Raw genomic sequence first — 15,296 nt, forward strand, 5'->3', positions numbered from 1 at the left:
CGATGACTCCGCGCCCATCCACCTTTGCCGTTCCATGGCTGCTTGCCGGTCCCGGAGCCCTGTTCTTCGTTGGGCTGGTTCTCCTGCCGCTGGCACTGACCGTCATCCTCTCGTTCCATGCCTACGATTATTCCACCGGCATCCAGAACACCTTCACGCTGTCCCACTACGTCGCCGTCGTCACCGATGGGTACTACCTTGAAATCTTCGCGAGGACGCTGCGGATCGCCGCGCTGACCACGCTGATCTGTGCCGCGATCGGGGTTCCGGAGGCCTACATCCTGTCACGCATGCGCGATCCGTGGCGCTCGATCTTCCTCCTCGTCATCATCGGCCCACTGCTGGTCTCGGTCGTCGTCCGCACCTTTGGCTGGAGCATGCTGCTCGGCTCGCAAGGACTCGTGAACCAGGCTCTCCAGCTTCTCGGGTTTCCGCCGGTCAGGATCCTCTATACCGAAACCGCCATCGTCGTCGCTCTCGTCCACGTCATGCTGCCGTTCATGGTGATCCCGGTCTGGACGGCTCTTCAGAAACTCGATCCCATGGTCGAGGCCGCAGCCTGGACGCTCGGCGCCTCCCACTTCACGGCTCTCCGCCGGGTGGTCATGCCGCAGGCGACGCTCGGCATGCTCTCCGGCAGCCTCATCGTCTTCGGGCTGTCGGCCAGTGCTTTCGCCGTACCGGCTCTGCTCGGCGGCCGCCGCCTCAAGATGGCGGCGACGCTCGTCTACGACGAGTACCTGCAGGAGCTCAACTGGCCGCTTGGAGCCACCATCGCGATCATCGTGCTTGCCGCAAACCTTTGCATCATGCTGGCCTACAACCGCATGGTCGAGGCCCGCGCACGCCGGACCCTAGGGTGACGTCATGCATAAGAACGGTCCTGTCGCTCTCATCTTTCACATTCTCGTTCTGACGTTCGTCCTGGCGCCGCTCGTCATCATCTGCCTCGTCGCATTCACTCCGGAGAACACGCTGAGCCTGCCGACGGCCGGCCTGTCGCTGCGCTGGTTCGAGGCTGTCTTCGCACATCCGGACTTCGTGGCTTCCTTCTGGAACAGCATCTGGCTGGCGACCCTCTCCGCGACGCTGGCCGTCGTCTTCGCCGTACCGGCGGGACTTGCCATCAGCCGCTATACGTTTCCAGGCCGCGACTTCCTCAATGCGCTGTTCCTGTCGCCGCTGATCATCCCCCATCTGGTGCTCGGCGTCGCCTTTCTGCGCCTGTTTGCGCTCATCGGCGCCACCGGCAGCTTTGCCTGGCTCGTCGCGACACACATCATTATCGTGACGCCTTACGTACTCCGTCTCGTGCTCGCCGCCCTGTCGGGCCTCGACCGTAGTGCGGAACAGGCCGCGCGGACACTCGGCGCCGGGGAATGGACCACGTTTCGCCGCGTCACCGCCCCCATGATCCTGCCTGGCATCACGGGAGGCTGGCTGCTTGCGTTCATCAACAGCTTCGACGAGCTGACCATGTCGATCTTCGTCACCTCGCCGGCAACCGTCACGCTGCCCGTCCGCATGTACATGTACGCGACGGAGTCCATCGATCCGATGATGGCGGCCGTCTCGGCCCTGATGATCGCCATTACCGCTGTCGCCATGCTGGTGCTGGACCGTGCCTTTGGACTCGACCGCATCCTCGTCGGGCAGCGCTGAGGAAACCCATATGGCTCTTCTCAAGCGTCTTGCCCGACACGAACTTCTCCCTGTCCCCTTCATCCTGAACGGCGAGGCACGTTCCGGTCGGGCAGGCGACACGGTCCTGACCGCCATCCTCACCCATACCGACGAGCTGCGTCTCAGCGACTTCTCAGGCACCCCCCGGGCCGGCTTTTGCCAGATGGGCGCTTGTCAGGACTGCTGGGTCCTGACGAGCGACGGCCAGCGCATCCGCGCCTGCAGCACGGTTCTCGAACCGGGAATGAATCTTCGAACCATCGCGGAGCCCCGATCGTGAGCGACGCACTTCGACCGTTGATCGTCGGCGCCGGACCTGCCGGAATCCGCGCGGCCCAGACCCTCGTGGACGCAGGCCTCAGGCCGATCGTTGTTGACGAGGCGGCGTCCGGCGGCGGTCAGATCTATCGCCAAAGGCTCGTGCCCGACAATCGCACGCCACGCGACCTCTATGGTTCGGAAGCCGGGAAGGCGACGGCGCTGCACGGGACCTTTGCCCGGATCAGGGACCGAATCGAGTATCTTCCGCACTCCCTGGTGTGGAATGTCGGGGACAAGGCCGCCGATGTGGCGGCCGGCGGACGGACCCGCCGCCTCGACTTCAGCCACCTGATCCTCGCCACGGGCGCCACTGATCGCATCCTTCCGTTCCGTGGCTGGACCACCCCAGGCGTCTTCACCCTTGGCGGCGCGCAGATCGCTCTGAAATCGCAAGGCTGCGCCATCGGCGAGCAGGTAGTTTTCCTCGGCTCCGGGCCTCTGCTCTATCTCGTTGCATGGCAGTATGTGAAAGCCGGCGCCAGAGTTGCCGCCGTACTCGACACGGCGCCATTTTCGGCGAAACTCCATCTCCTGCGCGGCCTGCCATCTCAGCCGGGTGTTGTTCTGCGCGGACTCCGCTATGCGGCCGAACTCATGGCGCGCGGTGTTCCCGTGCGCTTCGGTGTCGAGCCGGACCGGATCGAGGGGGAGACACGGGTTGAGGGCATTGTCTGGCGCGAGCGGAGCGAGAAACATCGCCTTGCCTGCGATGCCGTGGGGTACGGCTTTGCTCTGCGTTCCGAGACCCAGTTGGCGGATCTTGCAGGGTGTCGCTTCGTCTTCGACGGGCGGGATCGTGCCTGGCGACCTGAACGCGACATAGCAGGACGCACCAGCGTGTCCGGTGTCTACATCGCCGGCGACGGAGCGGGGATTGCCGGGGCGGACGCCGCCGAACTCGCGGGAGAGCGGGCGGGTCTCGCCCTCCTGGAGGATACCGGCGTGACCGTCGACCGCGCGCGGATCGTCGTGCTGGAGCGCAGGCTCGCCGCCATCAACCGCTTCCGGGACATTCTCGAGGCCGCCTTCCCCTTCCCCGGCGGATGGGCCGATCGCGTCGATGACGATGTGCTCCTCTGCCGCTGCGAGGAGATCTCGATCGGCCAGGCCCGCGCCGCCATGCGCGAGCAGGGGGTCCACGAACTCAATCGTCTCAAGGCCCTGACCCGCGTCGGCATGGGCCGGTGCCAAGGACGGATGTGCGCATGCGCGGCGGCGGAGATCCTGGCGGCCGCCCGCGGTCAGCCGCTGGAGGCTGTCGGTCGCATGCGTACGCAGCCGCCCATCAAGCCCCTTCCTCTCGAGATCGCGGCGGACGGAGAGACCGCATGAGCCGAACTCTTCTCAAGGATGTGGCTATCATCGGCGGTGGACTTGTCGGCAGTTCCGCTGCGCTCGCCCTTCGGCGCATGGGGTTTTCCGTTGCTCTCCTCGAAAAAGGCTTCTGCGGGGCACAGGCGAGCGGCGTCAATTACGGTGGCGTGCGGCGTCAGGGCCGGCCTCCCGAGCAGATCGCACTGTCCCAGCGCGCCCATGCCATCTGGCCGCGCCTGAAGGAGATCATCGGCATAGATGGCGAGTTCGTCAGCTCCGGCCATCTCAAGCTCGCCCGGACGGAAGCCGAGATGGCATCTCTCGAATCCTATGCGGCGCGCGTCGCGGAATTGGGGCTGGATCTTGAACTGATCGGCCGCAGCCGGATCCGGGAGCGGTTTGCCTGGATCGCCGGAGATGTGGCGGGAGCCTCGCTCTGTCCGGGGGACGGACATGCCAATCCGCGCCTCGTCTCGGCTGCCTTCGCTCTCGCGGCCCGTCGGGCTGGAGCGGAGGTTCTCGAGCATACACCCGTGTCCCACGTCGAGAAGGTGCCGGAGGGATTCCATCTATCGGCAGGCTCGGGAACCGAGGTCAGGGCACGCTTCGTCATCAACAGCGCCGGAGCTTGGGCGGGCACCTTCGCCGAGGCTTTCGGGGAGCCGGTGCCTCTCAGGCGAATCTACCCCAGCATGATCGTCACCGAGCCGCTGAGCGTATTCATGAACGTGAATATCGGCGCAGAAGGCGGCGGCATTTATGCGCGTCAGGTGGAGCGCGGCAATTGCATCGTCGGCGGGATGCGCGGCAAGCCGGCTGCCGATCTGGACTTTTCGCGCCCCACGGGCTCTGGTGCCGTCACCATCATGAACCGCGCAGCCGCGCTGTTTCCTGCCTTGCGCAATGCCTACGCCATCCGCTTCTGGAGCGGCACGGAAGGCGAGATGGCGGACCGGAACCCGGTGATCGGCTTCAGCCGGACCACACCGAACCTCATCCACGCCTTCGGCTTCTCGGGTGCCGGATTCCAGATCGCCCCGGCGGTTGGTGAAGTCCTCGCCGAACTCGTTCGTGACGGAGAAAGCCGCACGCCGATAGAAGCCTTTGCCATCGACCGATTTGCCCGCATGGACCAGGGCTCTCCTGTGGGTTCCGTTCCTGAGCCCCTAAAGAGGGAAACATCAAAGTGACCAAGATCAAGCTCCTTCAGACCGCAGCCTTCGCTGCACTTGCCATTGCCGCATCCGGCACAGTCCAGGCGCAGACAAAGACGCTCTATGTCGGCATGAACGGCGGCAATTTCGAAAGAACCTACACGCAGCATGTCTTTCCGGAGTTCGAGAAGGCAAACGATGTGAAGGTCGTCGTCGTCCCCGGCACGTCATCGGATATTCTCGCGAAGGCGACGGCGGCCAAGGCTAATCCTCAGATGCACGTGATGTTCCTCGACGACGGCGTCATGGTGCGCGCCATCGGCGCGGGTCTCTGCGAGAAGATCAAGGATACGCCGGCTCTGGCCGATCTCGTTCCGGGAGCCCGGCTGAAGGACGACATGGCCGTCGGCATCGATCTCGGCATGACGGGTCTTGCCTACAACAAGAAGATGTTCGATGAGAACGGGTGGGCCCCGCCGACCTCCTGGATGGATCTCGCAGACCCGAAGTACAAGGGAAAGGTCGTGTTCCAATCCGCCGCGGCCTCATCCTACGGCTTGCATGCCTTCCTGATGTTCAACCGGATCCAAGGCGGTGACGAGAAGAATGTCGAGCCCGGCTTCTCCAAGTTCAAGGACACGATCGGTCCGAACGTGCTCGAATACATCCCCAGCTCGGCCAAGATTTCCGAGATGGTGCAAACCGGAGAAGCGGCGATCTTCCCGTTGACCCCGACGGCCGTGGCGGCCCATCAGGAGAAAGGGATCCCCGTGGAATATGCCCAGCCCAAGGAAGGTTCCGTCGTGCTGATGGTGACCGAATGCGTCATCGCCAACAACAGCGAACCGGAACTGGCTCAGAAGCTTGCTGCATATCTCCTGTCTCCGGAGGCTCAGAGCAAGGCTCTCCAGTACGGCAACATCGTTCCCTCGAACGTGAAAGCCAAGGCTCCCACGCCGGAGGCAGAAGCCAAGCTCAAGAAGTTCCACGAATACATGAAGACCGCCGTCACCCTCGACTGGGACACGATCAACGAAAAGCGGCCCGAATGGAACAGCCGCTGGAACAAGACGATCGAGCGCTGAAATCATCATACGGGGCGGAGCATCGAGCCTCCGCCCCGTATGATATCCCGGTCCCTGTCGAGCGGCCGAAGCGCGAGGCAGGCAGGATCTGGGATGTCCAAGACGCACCTATAAGACCAACTATCTCTGCCGCTTGAAGATCGCAGCGATAAGCCCACTGCGCCTGGGCGGCTCATAGCGCTCGACCTCGACCTCGAGCTGCGCAGAGGCATTCTCCGCTCCGCGAATTCCCGCTTCCCCGGGCTCGTTCGCCTCGCTTCGGGCGAATGGACCGGATGTGAGTTCCCCACTCACCTCCTGATCGGTTGTAGGCAGCACCTCGATCTGCTCGGGAAAGTCATTCCAGCGCTCGTACAGGATGTAGTCCTGGTGCCCAAGCCTGATGGGAGCCTCTCGGCCGAGGATGACCTGATGGGTGACGTCCACTACGATCAACGGGCCATGCGGAACCGTTTCATCGATCCGGCTTATGGCTCCCTCGACGAAGCTTTTCACGGGAGCGGGAGGGTGGAAGTGAACGCGAACCTTATCACCGACAACAACCTTCACGGGTGGCGTCTCAGACATTCGCAGACGCTCCACCTCGACGTGGCAGGCGCTGAGAGGCCCACATCGCGGCTTGAGTGCGATTGGACGCGCCGATTTTGCGCAGAATGGCTTTGACGTGAACTTTGATGGTGGCTTCGGTGATGTCCAGCTTGCGGGCGATAACCTTGTTGGGAGATCCTTCCCTCAAGCAGTCCAGGATCTGCGTCTCCCGCGCCGAGAGCCCGCAAGCCCGGAGATCGGACAGGCCCGACTCTTCCGCGCCATTGTCGCAGCACGGTCGATCCTGATCCGGAGCCGCATCCATTGCACCTGACAGAAGGACGGCTGAGGGCACGATACTCTCGCCGAGCATGACCAGTTCGAACGACTTGATTAGAACACCGGGAGCACTTGCAGCCAAGCAGAAGCCGTTGATCCCCGTCTCGTGCCCCTTCAGCAGAAAGTCGAGGTCGAACCAGTCCGCCAGGGCAATGATCCTGACGTCTGGGAACTGCTCTTTCACCTGCTTGACAACGCGAAGCACGTCACCCTTGCTCCGGTTGGATTCGACGATGACGAGCGCAGGCTCCACGGTCCAATGCGGAAGCCAAGCCGCATCGGCGGCGGAAGCTGCCTCGGCAGGAACAAACGATGTTCCCTGCAGGATGCGCTGGAGGCCCGAACGCAACAGAGGGCTGTCGCAGACCAGCGCTGTTCGGATCGTCGGATCGGGAATGCCGGACGTATCTTCGCTTTGAGATGAGCGCTCGTGGACAAGCGTGAGGGTTGGTACAGTCATCTATGCCCCTGCTCAATTCCGTTGGGTAAGGAAAAGTAGTCAGGCTGCGATAACCTTGTCTGTCGGATATGCGACAGAACTCATTCAATCGAAAGTTCTAGCGGCATCTCGATCTCATATCGGTATTGCTTAGCTGGACGGCGGTCGAGTTGGAAAAGCAAACAGCAAATCTTCTTTGCACGAGCAAACGGGAGCCAAGGAGAGGCGCCCGTTCGGGCGCCTGGAGGCCCTGGCCAGCAAGGCCCTGGGTATCGGCAAACCCCACAACCTGGATCAGCACGCCAATTACCTCCGCGACAATGCCCACCGAGCCATGCACCCCGATGGAGTTGGAATGTGCACGCGTATCACGTCCCTCTGCTGTGCCTCATGCTAAAACAGCTTGATCCAGCCCGGCACAACCTACACAAAGCGAAAGAGTGGAGGCCGAATTTCGGTCGGGCTCGTCGCTCAACGGCTCAGCGAGCCGATCAAGTTGACCTTCGCGAGCAACGGGCTCTTTCTGTTCGACCGGTATGGCAACCAAGCAAATTTTGGCTAAAAGAGCGTCGGCTGTCTGCTGTGTCGATCCATAGGTTGAACAGCGGGCGCAAACCAGAGGGATGTTTAATGTTACGTCGTTACTTCATGGCCGGTGCGCTGAGCGCACTCTCGATGTCTTTCTGCAGCATGGAAGCCGCGGCCCAATCGAAACCCGTTACGATCCGCCTCGGCCATGTGCTGACCGATAGCCACAGCTGGCACATCGCGAGCAAAGGCTTTGCTGAGCAGGTCGCGCGTGAGACGCAAGGACGCGTGAACATCCAGGTTTTCTCCGGCGGTCAGCTCGGAAGCGAGCGTGAAGTCGTCGAAGGACTACAGATCGGCACGGCCCAGGCCGGCGTGATCGGCAGCGGCTCGTTCCAGCCAATCGAGCCGAAGATGGGAATCGTCGAGCTCCCCTATGCCTGGCCGACGCGTGAGAAGGCTTTCGCTGCCTTCGACGGCGACCTCGGCGCAGCTCTCGACAAGCTTCTTCTCGCCAAGAACATCGTCGTTCTCGGCTGGTGGGAGAACGGCTACCGTCACATCACCAACAGCAAACACCCGATCAACAAGCCCGAAGATCTGAAGGGACTGAAGATCCGCGTAACTCCGGACAAGGTCCGGCTCGATACCTTCGTCGCCCTCGGCGCCGAACCTGCCCCTCTCGCTTTCGGCGAACTTTACTCCGCCCTGCAACAGGGCGTGTTCGACGCACAGGAGAACCCGCTCTCGATCATCCACGGATCGTCGTTCTTCGAGGTTCAGAAATATCTGTCCCTCACCGGCCACGTCTGGGGCGCGGCATGCCTCGTCGTCTCCAAGCCGGTCTGGGACCGCATCGGGGAGGACGACCAGAAGATCGTCAAGGCCGCCGCTGCGAAATGGCGTGACGAGCAGCGCAAGATGATTGCGGAGTCCGATGCCGACTTCCTCAAGAAGCTCGAGGAAAAGGGCATGGTCATCAACAAGGTCGACACGGCACCTTTCGTCGCTGCCGTCCAGCCGGTTTGGAAATCCCAGGAGTCCGTCTACGGCCCTGAATTCATGGCCTTGCTGAACAAATACCGCCAGTGATATTCGACCGACGCTGAGACGAGGCCGTTCATCCAAACGGAATCGCATCGGCGTCTATTTCGACTTCCGGCGGCGGGTGATCTTTGCGCCCGCCGCGCGGAGCGGACGCTTCGTCGCGCCTGCATCGATGCTGGACGCGAACGGGTGGGCTGTCTTCTCGACCCGTTGCTGCGAGCGCTCACCTTGCTTTGTCGGAGGCAGACATGGCTCAATCGGATCAAGGCCGTAGGCTTTCCCCTTTGGAGGAACTCATCAAGCAGGTCACGCTCGTGGCAGGCTCGATCGGCGTCGTGGTTTTCTCCGCATCGGTCATCTACACGGTCGCCCTGCGTTTCCTCTTCAACCGCACGCCGTATTGGGCGGAGGAGATGCCGCGACTTCTCCTGATCTGGGTAACCTTCCTCGGCATTGCGGTCTCCACGGTCTGCCGCTCGCATCTGACGGCGGGCATCATGCCGCTGATCGTCCGCAATGAGCGCGCGAGAGCCGTTCTTACGACAATCGCGGACCTATGCACGATCGGCTTCATGGCAGTCGTCGCCTGGACCGGCTGGGATCTGACGTCGCGCACATGGTCCTCTCTGTCGACGGCCCTGCAGATTCCCATAGCCTGGACATACCTCGCCCTGCCTTTGTGCGCAGCCCTCTCCTGCATCGTCGCACTGATTGCTTTTCTGAAACGCTGATATCATGAACGGCCTCATTCTCCTTCTCGGCTTATTCGCCGTTCTCGTCGCCATCGACGTCCCGATCGCCATTGCGCTCGGCCTTGCATCCGTCGGCTATCTCCTCTTCTCGGATCTTGCGCCTCTCATCATCGTTGCTCAGCGGATGGTTGCCGGCATCGACTCGTTCACGCTGCTGGCGATTCCTCTTTTCCTTCTTGCCGGATTGCTGCTCCTCCACGGGGATCTGACTCCCCGGATCGTTCGCCTCTGCAGCGCCCTGGTCGGCCGCACGACGGGGGGCCTGGCCCTCGTCACCGTCATGGGAGCGATGCTGTTCGGAGCCCTTTCGGGATCCGGCGTCGCAGATGTGGTGGCGATCGGCACCATGTTGCTTCCGGCCATGCGGGAACGTGGCTACGATCAGGGATTCTCCTGCGCCCTACTGGGCTGCGCCGGATCCCTGGGCACCGTCATTCCGCCCAGCATCGTCATGATCGTTTATGGGACGGCGACGAATACATCCATCGGCCAGCTCTTCGTCGCGGGCATCGTGCCGGGCATTCTGTGCGGAATCGGCCTCATGGTCGTGGCCTACATCATCGCCAGGAAGAACGATTGGCGGGGCGGCAATGCGTTCTCATGGGCTGAACTGAGGCAGGCTCTCGGAAGCGCTTGGCTCGCGCTTCTGGCACCCGTCATCATCGTCGGCGGAATCAGGGGCGGTTTCTTCACGCCCACCGAAGCGGCCGGCGTTGCGGTCGCCTATGCACTGGTGGTCGGCGGCCTGGTGTACCGCGCCCTCACGTGGCGCATCATCATCGATCAAGTCAAGCAAACCACCGAGGCCACCGGCGGCATTCTGTTCGTGATCGCGACCGCGAGTCTCTTCGGCTGGATTCTTTCCGCCGAACAGGTCCCTCAGCACATGGTGGAGTTCATCGGCGCTTTCACGGACAGCACCACCGTGGCGCTCCTGCTGATGATGCTGATCGTGCTGATTCTCGGCACCTTCATGGAAACGATCGCGATCATCCTGATCCTTGCGCCGGTGTTTCTGCCGATCATGAAACACTACCAGATCGACCCGGTCTATTTCGGGATCCTGCTGACGCTCAATCTCGCTATCGGCGCGAATACGCCTCCGCTCGGCATCGATCTGATGGCCGCCTGTCGGGTCGGAGGCATCCCGATGTCGGCATCCTTCGGCTATCTCACAGCCTTCATCGGCGTCATGATCGCGGTCATGCTGCTGGTGCTCTTCGTTCCGCAGATCGTCCTTTTCCTGCCCGGCCTCCTGTCATGAAACCTAGACGACTTTTGCCCACGGTTGCGCCGGGAGGGCAACTTCATGGACCGAAAGCCGAATGGATCGGCCAGGCTGGTCGGCGATGATCACACCGCGTCGAGCCGCTCACCTTGCAGCGGCGACGCACTCGATCTCGATGTCGAACGGCAGTGTCCAGGGTTTGATCGCGGCTGACGTCCTGGCGGGCCACTCGTCGCCGAAGAACTCTCTGTAAACCGCATTGACACCGCCCATCAAGGCGGGGTCGGTCACGTAGACCGTTGCCTTGGCGACGTCCGCAAGAGATGAGCCGGCGTGCTCCAGGGCGACCTTGAGGGCATTGAGCGAGGCGCGTGTCTGAACCTCTATCGAACCCGTCACGATCTCGCCGGTCACCGTATCGATCGGCGGCATCCCGCAGGTGAAGAGGAGATCACCCATGCGCACAATCGCGGAAGTCGGCGCTCCAAGCCTGCGGATGGCCTCCGATATGACCGGGACCTCGATGACATGTCTCATGGATGGCTGTCCTTGAATGGAATCTGACCGTGATCGGGCCAAGCCGTATACGACACTGTGCCTCCCGTCGACAAGAACGCGGGTGGGATGCGTCGCAAGATCGGAGGGATCCGTCGCAATTTTTTGTTTCAGAGTTTCAGCTCCTGAAACCTCGGTCACTGTAGTGGAGGACGTAGTGTTCAAGGGCAGGCATTTTGATCGATCCGTTATCCTGCTCCGCGTCCGCTGGTATCTGGTTTACAGACTCAGCCTCGGAAATTGGAATAGATGATGGCCGAGCACAGCATCTCGATCGATCACGCAACCGTTCACAGGTGGGTCACTCGCTACTCGCCTGAGCTGGTCGAGCGCTTCAATTTCAGCAAGCGAAGCGCCAGCCGGAAATGGCACATGAATGAGACTTACATCAAAGTCTGGGGCCGATGGAAATATCTCTATCGCGCCATCGACAGCAATGGCGATACGGTCGAATTCTGGTTCAGCAACCGGCGGAAACTCACCGCTGCCAAGCGGTTCCTGCCTAAGGCACTCAAACGGCATGGCCGGCCCGAGCGGATCGTGATCGACGGCAGTCGGACTAATCGAGAAGCGATCCTATCCTGCCATGCCGCAGACCGGCTCGAGAACAGATCGCGGCGTGACCTGAAATCCATTCGCATTGAGCAGAACCACCGCGCCATCAAAAGGCGGGTCCGCCCCATGCTTGGTTTCCAGTCTGCAGTCACTACCCGTGTAATTCTGGGTGGGATCGAGATGGTTCACATGATGCGTAAGCAACAGGCGAAATACGCCTGCAATCGGCAGCCGTCGCTCGCGGAGCAGTCCGAACTCCTCGCTGCCTAAACGCGCTACCGAGCGTCCGCCCTTCTCTCGTCCCTTCTCCGAATTTGCGACGAACCCATCATGGAAAAGACGCGGCAGACTCTTGGGATTGCGCTGAGCCCGCACGACCTCTGGAGGGCGGCGGCTACAACGGCGGCCTACCGAGCCGGAGCGCAGCCTCAGATAGTGCCTTGCTGCAGCACAACCATCCTGCAGTGACGCACAATCGCTACAATAGAGCCTCGACCATGGCCGCGACACTCGACTTCGCCCGCCTCATTCGCAGCTAAACCTAGCATGTCCAACTCGTCCGGGAACGTCCGCTTTGGCACTCACAGCTGACGAAGCCGCACTGTCTCAGATGTGCCAAAACCTGACGTAACTCAGCACGCCGTGGCACAACATCATCGCGCGATAGAAGTTTGCGATGATGTTTGCTGCTCAAGGTTAGGCGATGGCTGCGGCAGTGCGGGAGCGGATGCCGATCAGGATCATCAGCGTGGCCAGCAGGAGAATGGCGCTGCTGGCAACAACGACCGCAATCACGCCGCCGAGGTCCAAAATCCCTCCTCCCGCGGCTGCCCCAATCGCGATCGCCAGTTGAATAGCGGCAACCAGCAGGCCACCCGCGCTTTCCGCCTGGTCGGGAACTGTCCGGGTGAGCCAGGTCGACCACGCCACCGGCACGGCGCCGAAAGCCAGTCCCCAAAGTCCCACCATGACCGAAACCGCCCAGAGTTCGCTGCCAAGAGCCACTAGACCCAGTCCGAGGATGCCCATCGCCAGCGGCACGATCATGAGCGTCAGCCGCAGGCTGCGCTCCAACAACCGCCCTGCCAGGAAAGTGCCCAAGAAGTTGGCGATCCCGAATCCCAGGAGAACGGCCGACACCGTGCTGATTCCGACGCCGGTGACCGTTTCGAGGAAGGGGCGGATATAGGTGAAGAAGGCAAAATGCCCGGTGAAGACCAGCATTGCCGCGACCATGCCAAGCCCAATCCCGGGACGCGTCAGCACATCAACAAGGGTCCCCAGACGTGTCAGCCCATTAGGGGGCATGCGAGGTAGAGTTACTAACTGTACTGCCAGGGTCACAGCACCCAAGGCCGCACCGATCAGAAAGACACCGCGCCATCCGATAAAGCCACCAAGGAAGCTGCCAACCGGAACGGCCAGGATCGTGGCGGCGGACACGCCGCTGAAAATCACCGATAGGGCCCGGGGCACCTGCTCCTCCGGCACAAGCCGCATGGTGAGCGCAGCGGACATGGTCCAGAAGCCACCGAGCGCAATGCCCAGAAGCACACGGCCCAGCAGGAGGAGCGGCAGGTTGATCGCGAAGGCTACAAGAAGGTTGGATGCGATCAACAGAACCGAAAACATCAAGAGCACGGCCCGACGATCGATCCCTCTCGTGGCGGCGGAGATCAGGAGACTGGTCACCATCCCGATGACGGCCGTCGCGGTCACGGCCTGTCCGGCTGCTCCCTCGGTAATCTTCAGATCCGCCGCCATCGGTGTCAGCAGACTGGCTGGGAGGAACTCCGCCGTCACCAGACCGAAGACACCGAGCGTCATAGCAAAGACAGCACCCCAGGCAGGCTCATTTTGGGTCTTTCCTCCCTCGTTGCCTTCACACAAGTGCATCATTCGATTGTCCTTTTAGGAGATCATACGGAGGCTTGATCACTGATGCTTCGGCGCATAGCCGTTGCCCTCATGCAGCCAGCGATCAACTTGAGCGAAAGGCGCAAGCGTTCCCGAGAGGAGCCCCGCATGGTTGTCCCGGGATTGCCGTGGAAAGTTAAGCGGCCGGTCAGGCCGCGAAGCCGCCATCGACCGCGAGGGCCGCGCCAGTGATGAAGCTCGCCGCCGGACTGGCCAGATAGGCAACGGCGCTTGCAATCTCGTCGGCCGAACCATACCGGCCGAGGGCGATCTTGGTTCTCTGCTGGGCGGCGCGCTCGCTGGCGGCTGGGTTCATGTCGGTGTCAGTTGGCCCCGGATGAACGAGATTGACAGTGATGCCGCGAGGCGCGAAGTCATAGGCCAATCCGCGCGTCATTCCGACCAAGGCTGCCTTGGTCAGGGTGTAGGCCGTGGTGCCGGGTCCAGCGCTCCGCTCTGCCAGGCAACTGCCGATGCTGATGATGCGGCCTCCTTCTGGCATGACCCGCGCCGCAGCCGTGGCGGCGAAGAAGACGCCGCGCACGTTGACCGCCATTAGGCGGTCGAAGGCATCTATGGACACGTCACCGGGTGGTCCGGCCAGCATGATTCCGGCATTGGCGACCATGATATCGAGGCGACCGGTCTCGGATGAGACTCGATGCACGACATCCTGGATTGCGGACGCATCGCCTGCGTCCGCAGCGTAGGCCTTGGCGCTGCCACCAGCTTCACGCACCTCGGCCATGGTCCTTTCTGCCGCACCGCCATTGTTGGCGTAGGTAAAGGCGACATGGACACCCTTGGAGGCCAAGCGCCGCACGATTGCCGCCCCGATACCCCTGCTGCCGCCAGTCACCACCGCGACCCGATTGATACTCTCAGTCATGTCTCGACTCAATTTTGTGTTGATCGACACAAAAAGGCTGTCTGAGTTGCGGAAGACTGTCAATCGATTTATATAATGATCATCACAAAAAGGAGAGCTAATGTCGTCTCGCGGCCGTCCTCGCTCATTTGATCGGGCGGAAGTCCTTGAAAAAGCTATGGAAGTCTTCTGGCAGCAGGGCTTCGAGGGCTCTTCGATGACCGACCTGACGACCGCGATGGGCATCAACTCGCCGAGCCTCTATGCTGCCTTTGGATCAAAAGAGGCTCTCTATCTCGAGGCCGTGCGCCACTTCAGTGAGACGGCAGCAGCGGAGACCTTCCGGGCTCTCATGGAGGCCCCGACGTTGCGGGAAGGCCTCGCTGGTATGCTGTACGCCTCGATCGGCTGTTCGACGCAGGAGGGACGCCCACAAGGCTGCATGATCGCGCTGGGGGCCACCCATTGTGCCCCTGAGAATGAACGGGTCCGGCTCGAGCTGAAGGAGATGCGCCGCACCTTGCGGGACACCCTGAGACTGAAGTTCGAGACTGCTGTTGCGGAGGGCCTGCTGCCTCGGGATTCCGACACAGGCTCACTGGCCACCTATTTCGCCACTGTCGTGCATGGGATTTCTATTCAAGCCCGTGATGGAGCCACTCGGAAGGAGCTGGGTGCAGTTGTCCTCCATGCGCTCGCCGCATTTGATCGCGCGACCCGTGTGAACGATCCTGCTGGTTCTGCGTAGAGAGCGCGGTCGACAGGGAAGATGCCCGATGGGCTTCGTGCACCATGGTGTCAAATGCCTTCCCCGACCCAATGGTTCGAGGCAACCCCGCCAAAGTCGCCTCTGGGTCGATGCCGTTGAAAAACTCCGCCGGTTGAGCGGCTGGGTGCCCGGGGCTCGCCTCTTAACGGCTGGGGTAGAGGTAACTGGAACCCGAGGCCGTGGGCCTCAGCCTGCCACCCCGCTCAGGCGGCCA

Annotated in this window: 16 protein-coding genes; 11 read left to right on the forward strand and 5 right to left on the reverse strand. The window is 61.9% G+C overall.

Going from position 1 to position 15,296, the window contains the following annotated elements; translation table 11 throughout:
* The first annotated feature begins 2 nt into the window (after positions 1–2).
* Genes GR328_RS24930 through GR328_RS24955 form a run of 6 tightly spaced genes read left to right on the forward strand, consistent with a single transcriptional unit; the run spans position 3 to position 5,557 of the window.
* On the forward strand, positions 3–863 hold the full coding sequence (locus tag GR328_RS24930; protein ID WP_160888363.1) for an ABC transporter permease: 861 nt from the start codon (positions 3–5) through the stop codon (positions 861–863).
* A gap of 4 nt (positions 864–867) precedes the next feature.
* Positions 868–1,662, forward strand: coding sequence for an ABC transporter permease (locus GR328_RS24935; protein WP_160888364.1), 795 nt, complete (start codon positions 868–870; stop codon positions 1,660–1,662).
* Between the two features lie 10 nt (positions 1,663–1,672).
* Complete coding sequence (locus GR328_RS24940) at positions 1,673–1,963, forward strand: (2Fe-2S)-binding protein (RefSeq protein WP_160888365.1); 291 nt, start codon at positions 1,673–1,675, stop codon at positions 1,961–1,963.
* Entirely contained in the window at positions 1,960–3,336 is a 1,377-nt protein-coding gene (locus tag GR328_RS24945; RefSeq protein WP_160888366.1) for an FAD-dependent oxidoreductase, read from the forward strand. Before GR328_RS24940 ends, GR328_RS24945 begins: the two co-directional genes overlap by 4 nt.
* The gene (locus GR328_RS24950) at positions 3,333–4,508 is read left to right on the forward strand and encodes an NAD(P)/FAD-dependent oxidoreductase (RefSeq protein ID WP_160888367.1); all 1,176 of its coding nucleotides are present in this window, start codon (positions 3,333–3,335) and stop codon (positions 4,506–4,508) included. Before GR328_RS24945 ends, GR328_RS24950 begins: the two co-directional genes overlap by 4 nt.
* The gene (locus GR328_RS24955) at positions 4,505–5,557 is read left to right on the forward strand and encodes an ABC transporter substrate-binding protein (protein ID WP_425487077.1); all 1,053 of its coding nucleotides are present in this window, start codon (positions 4,505–4,507) and stop codon (positions 5,555–5,557) included. Before GR328_RS24950 ends, GR328_RS24955 begins: the two co-directional genes overlap by 4 nt.
* A gap of 120 nt (positions 5,558–5,677) precedes the next feature.
* On the opposite strand, the gene GR328_RS24960 is transcribed toward GR328_RS24955, so the two are convergent.
* Both GR328_RS24960 and GR328_RS26975 read right to left on the reverse strand, forming a co-directional pair.
* Positions 5,678–6,124 carry a hypothetical protein gene (locus GR328_RS24960; protein WP_160888368.1) on the reverse strand — a complete coding sequence of 149 codons (447 nt, stop codon included), beginning with the start codon at positions 6,122–6,124 and terminating at the stop codon, positions 5,678–5,680.
* On the reverse strand, positions 6,117–6,884 hold the full coding sequence (locus GR328_RS26975; protein WP_205790288.1) for a LuxR C-terminal-related transcriptional regulator: 768 nt from the start codon (positions 6,882–6,884) through the stop codon (positions 6,117–6,119). The genes GR328_RS24960 and GR328_RS26975 overlap by 8 nt, the downstream gene beginning before the upstream one ends.
* A 609-nt stretch (positions 6,885–7,493) precedes the next feature.
* Here GR328_RS26975 and GR328_RS24970 point away from each other — a divergent pair.
* From GR328_RS24970 to GR328_RS24980, 3 genes are all read left to right on the forward strand, one after another.
* Positions 7,494–8,483: a TRAP transporter substrate-binding protein gene (locus GR328_RS24970; RefSeq protein WP_205790289.1), complete on the forward strand. Its 990-nt coding sequence runs from the start codon at positions 7,494–7,496 to the stop codon at positions 8,481–8,483.
* Between the two features lie 203 nt (positions 8,484–8,686).
* Positions 8,687–9,169, forward strand: a complete 483-nt coding sequence (locus tag GR328_RS24975; RefSeq protein ID WP_160888369.1) for a TRAP transporter small permease — start codon at positions 8,687–8,689, stop codon at positions 9,167–9,169.
* 4 nt (positions 9,170–9,173) lie between these two features.
* Positions 9,174–10,454, forward strand: a complete 1,281-nt coding sequence (locus GR328_RS24980) for a TRAP transporter large permease (RefSeq protein WP_205790290.1) — start codon at positions 9,174–9,176, stop codon at positions 10,452–10,454.
* Positions 10,455–10,562: 108 nt separating this feature from the next.
* Here GR328_RS24980 and GR328_RS24985 read toward each other — a convergent pair whose 3' ends face one another.
* Positions 10,563–10,955, reverse strand: coding sequence for a RidA family protein (locus GR328_RS24985; RefSeq protein WP_160888370.1), 393 nt, complete (start codon positions 10,953–10,955; stop codon positions 10,563–10,565).
* Positions 10,956–11,130: 175 nt separating this feature from the next.
* Here GR328_RS24985 and GR328_RS24990 point away from each other — a divergent pair.
* Positions 11,131–11,798 (forward strand): IS6 family transposase gene (locus GR328_RS24990; protein WP_425487078.1). Its coding sequence is split into 2 segments (ribosomal slippage): positions 11,131–11,221 and positions 11,221–11,798, totalling 669 coding nucleotides; the frame shifts between segments, so codons are not numbered across the junction.
* Positions 11,799–12,224: 426 nt separating this feature from the next.
* Here the strand turns inward: GR328_RS24990 and GR328_RS24995 are convergent.
* Together GR328_RS24995 and GR328_RS25000 are read right to left on the reverse strand one after the other, a co-directional pair.
* Positions 12,225–13,427, reverse strand: coding sequence for an MFS transporter (locus GR328_RS24995; protein WP_160888371.1), 1,203 nt, complete (start codon positions 13,425–13,427; stop codon positions 12,225–12,227).
* Positions 13,428–13,593: 166 nt separating this feature from the next.
* Complete coding sequence (locus GR328_RS25000) at positions 13,594–14,334, reverse strand: SDR family NAD(P)-dependent oxidoreductase (protein ID WP_160888372.1); 741 nt, start codon at positions 14,332–14,334, stop codon at positions 13,594–13,596.
* A 157-nt stretch (positions 14,335–14,491) separates the two neighbouring features.
* On the opposite strand from GR328_RS25000, the gene GR328_RS25005 reads away from it, so the two are divergent.
* Positions 14,492–15,061, forward strand: coding sequence for a TetR/AcrR family transcriptional regulator (locus tag GR328_RS25005; protein WP_343039481.1), 570 nt, complete (start codon positions 14,492–14,494; stop codon positions 15,059–15,061).
* The last annotated feature ends 235 nt before the right edge of the window (positions 15,062–15,296 follow it).

This window comes from Microvirga makkahensis (assembly GCF_009830105.1).
Taxonomy (GTDB): Bacteria; Pseudomonadota; Alphaproteobacteria; order Rhizobiales; family Beijerinckiaceae; genus Microvirga; species Microvirga makkahensis.

Excerpts from the sequence above, each read along its gene's own strand:
- GR328_RS24980 (WP_205790290.1), top strand. The coding sequence starts at position 9,174 with ATGAACGGCCTCATTCTCCTTCTCGGCTTATTCGCCGTTCTCGTCGCC.
- GR328_RS26975 (WP_205790288.1), bottom strand. The coding sequence starts at position 6,884 with ATGACTGTACCAACCCTCACGCTTGTCCACGAGCGCTCATCTCAAAGC.
- GR328_RS24960 (WP_160888368.1), bottom strand. The coding sequence starts at position 6,124 with ATGTCTGAGACGCCACCCGTGAAGGTTGTTGTCGGTGATAAGGTTCGC.
- GR328_RS24995 (WP_160888371.1), bottom strand. The coding sequence starts at position 13,427 with ATGATGCACTTGTGTGAAGGCAACGAGGGAGGAAAGACCCAAAATGAG.
- GR328_RS24940 (WP_160888365.1), top strand. The coding sequence starts at position 1,673 with ATGGCTCTTCTCAAGCGTCTTGCCCGACACGAACTTCTCCCTGTCCCC.
- GR328_RS24935 (WP_160888364.1), top strand. The coding sequence starts at position 868 with ATGCATAAGAACGGTCCTGTCGCTCTCATCTTTCACATTCTCGTTCTG.
- GR328_RS25000 (WP_160888372.1), bottom strand. The coding sequence starts at position 14,334 with ATGACTGAGAGTATCAATCGGGTCGCGGTGGTGACTGGCGGCAGCAGG.
- GR328_RS25005 (WP_343039481.1), top strand. The coding sequence starts at position 14,492 with ATGGAAGTCTTCTGGCAGCAGGGCTTCGAGGGCTCTTCGATGACCGAC.
- GR328_RS24930 (WP_160888363.1), top strand. The coding sequence starts at position 3 with ATGACTCCGCGCCCATCCACCTTTGCCGTTCCATGGCTGCTTGCCGGT.
- GR328_RS24950 (WP_160888367.1), top strand. The coding sequence starts at position 3,333 with ATGAGCCGAACTCTTCTCAAGGATGTGGCTATCATCGGCGGTGGACTT.
- GR328_RS24985 (WP_160888370.1), bottom strand. The coding sequence starts at position 10,955 with ATGAGACATGTCATCGAGGTCCCGGTCATATCGGAGGCCATCCGCAGG.
- GR328_RS24970 (WP_205790289.1), top strand. The coding sequence starts at position 7,494 with ATGTTACGTCGTTACTTCATGGCCGGTGCGCTGAGCGCACTCTCGATG.
- GR328_RS24975 (WP_160888369.1), top strand. The coding sequence starts at position 8,687 with ATGGCTCAATCGGATCAAGGCCGTAGGCTTTCCCCTTTGGAGGAACTC.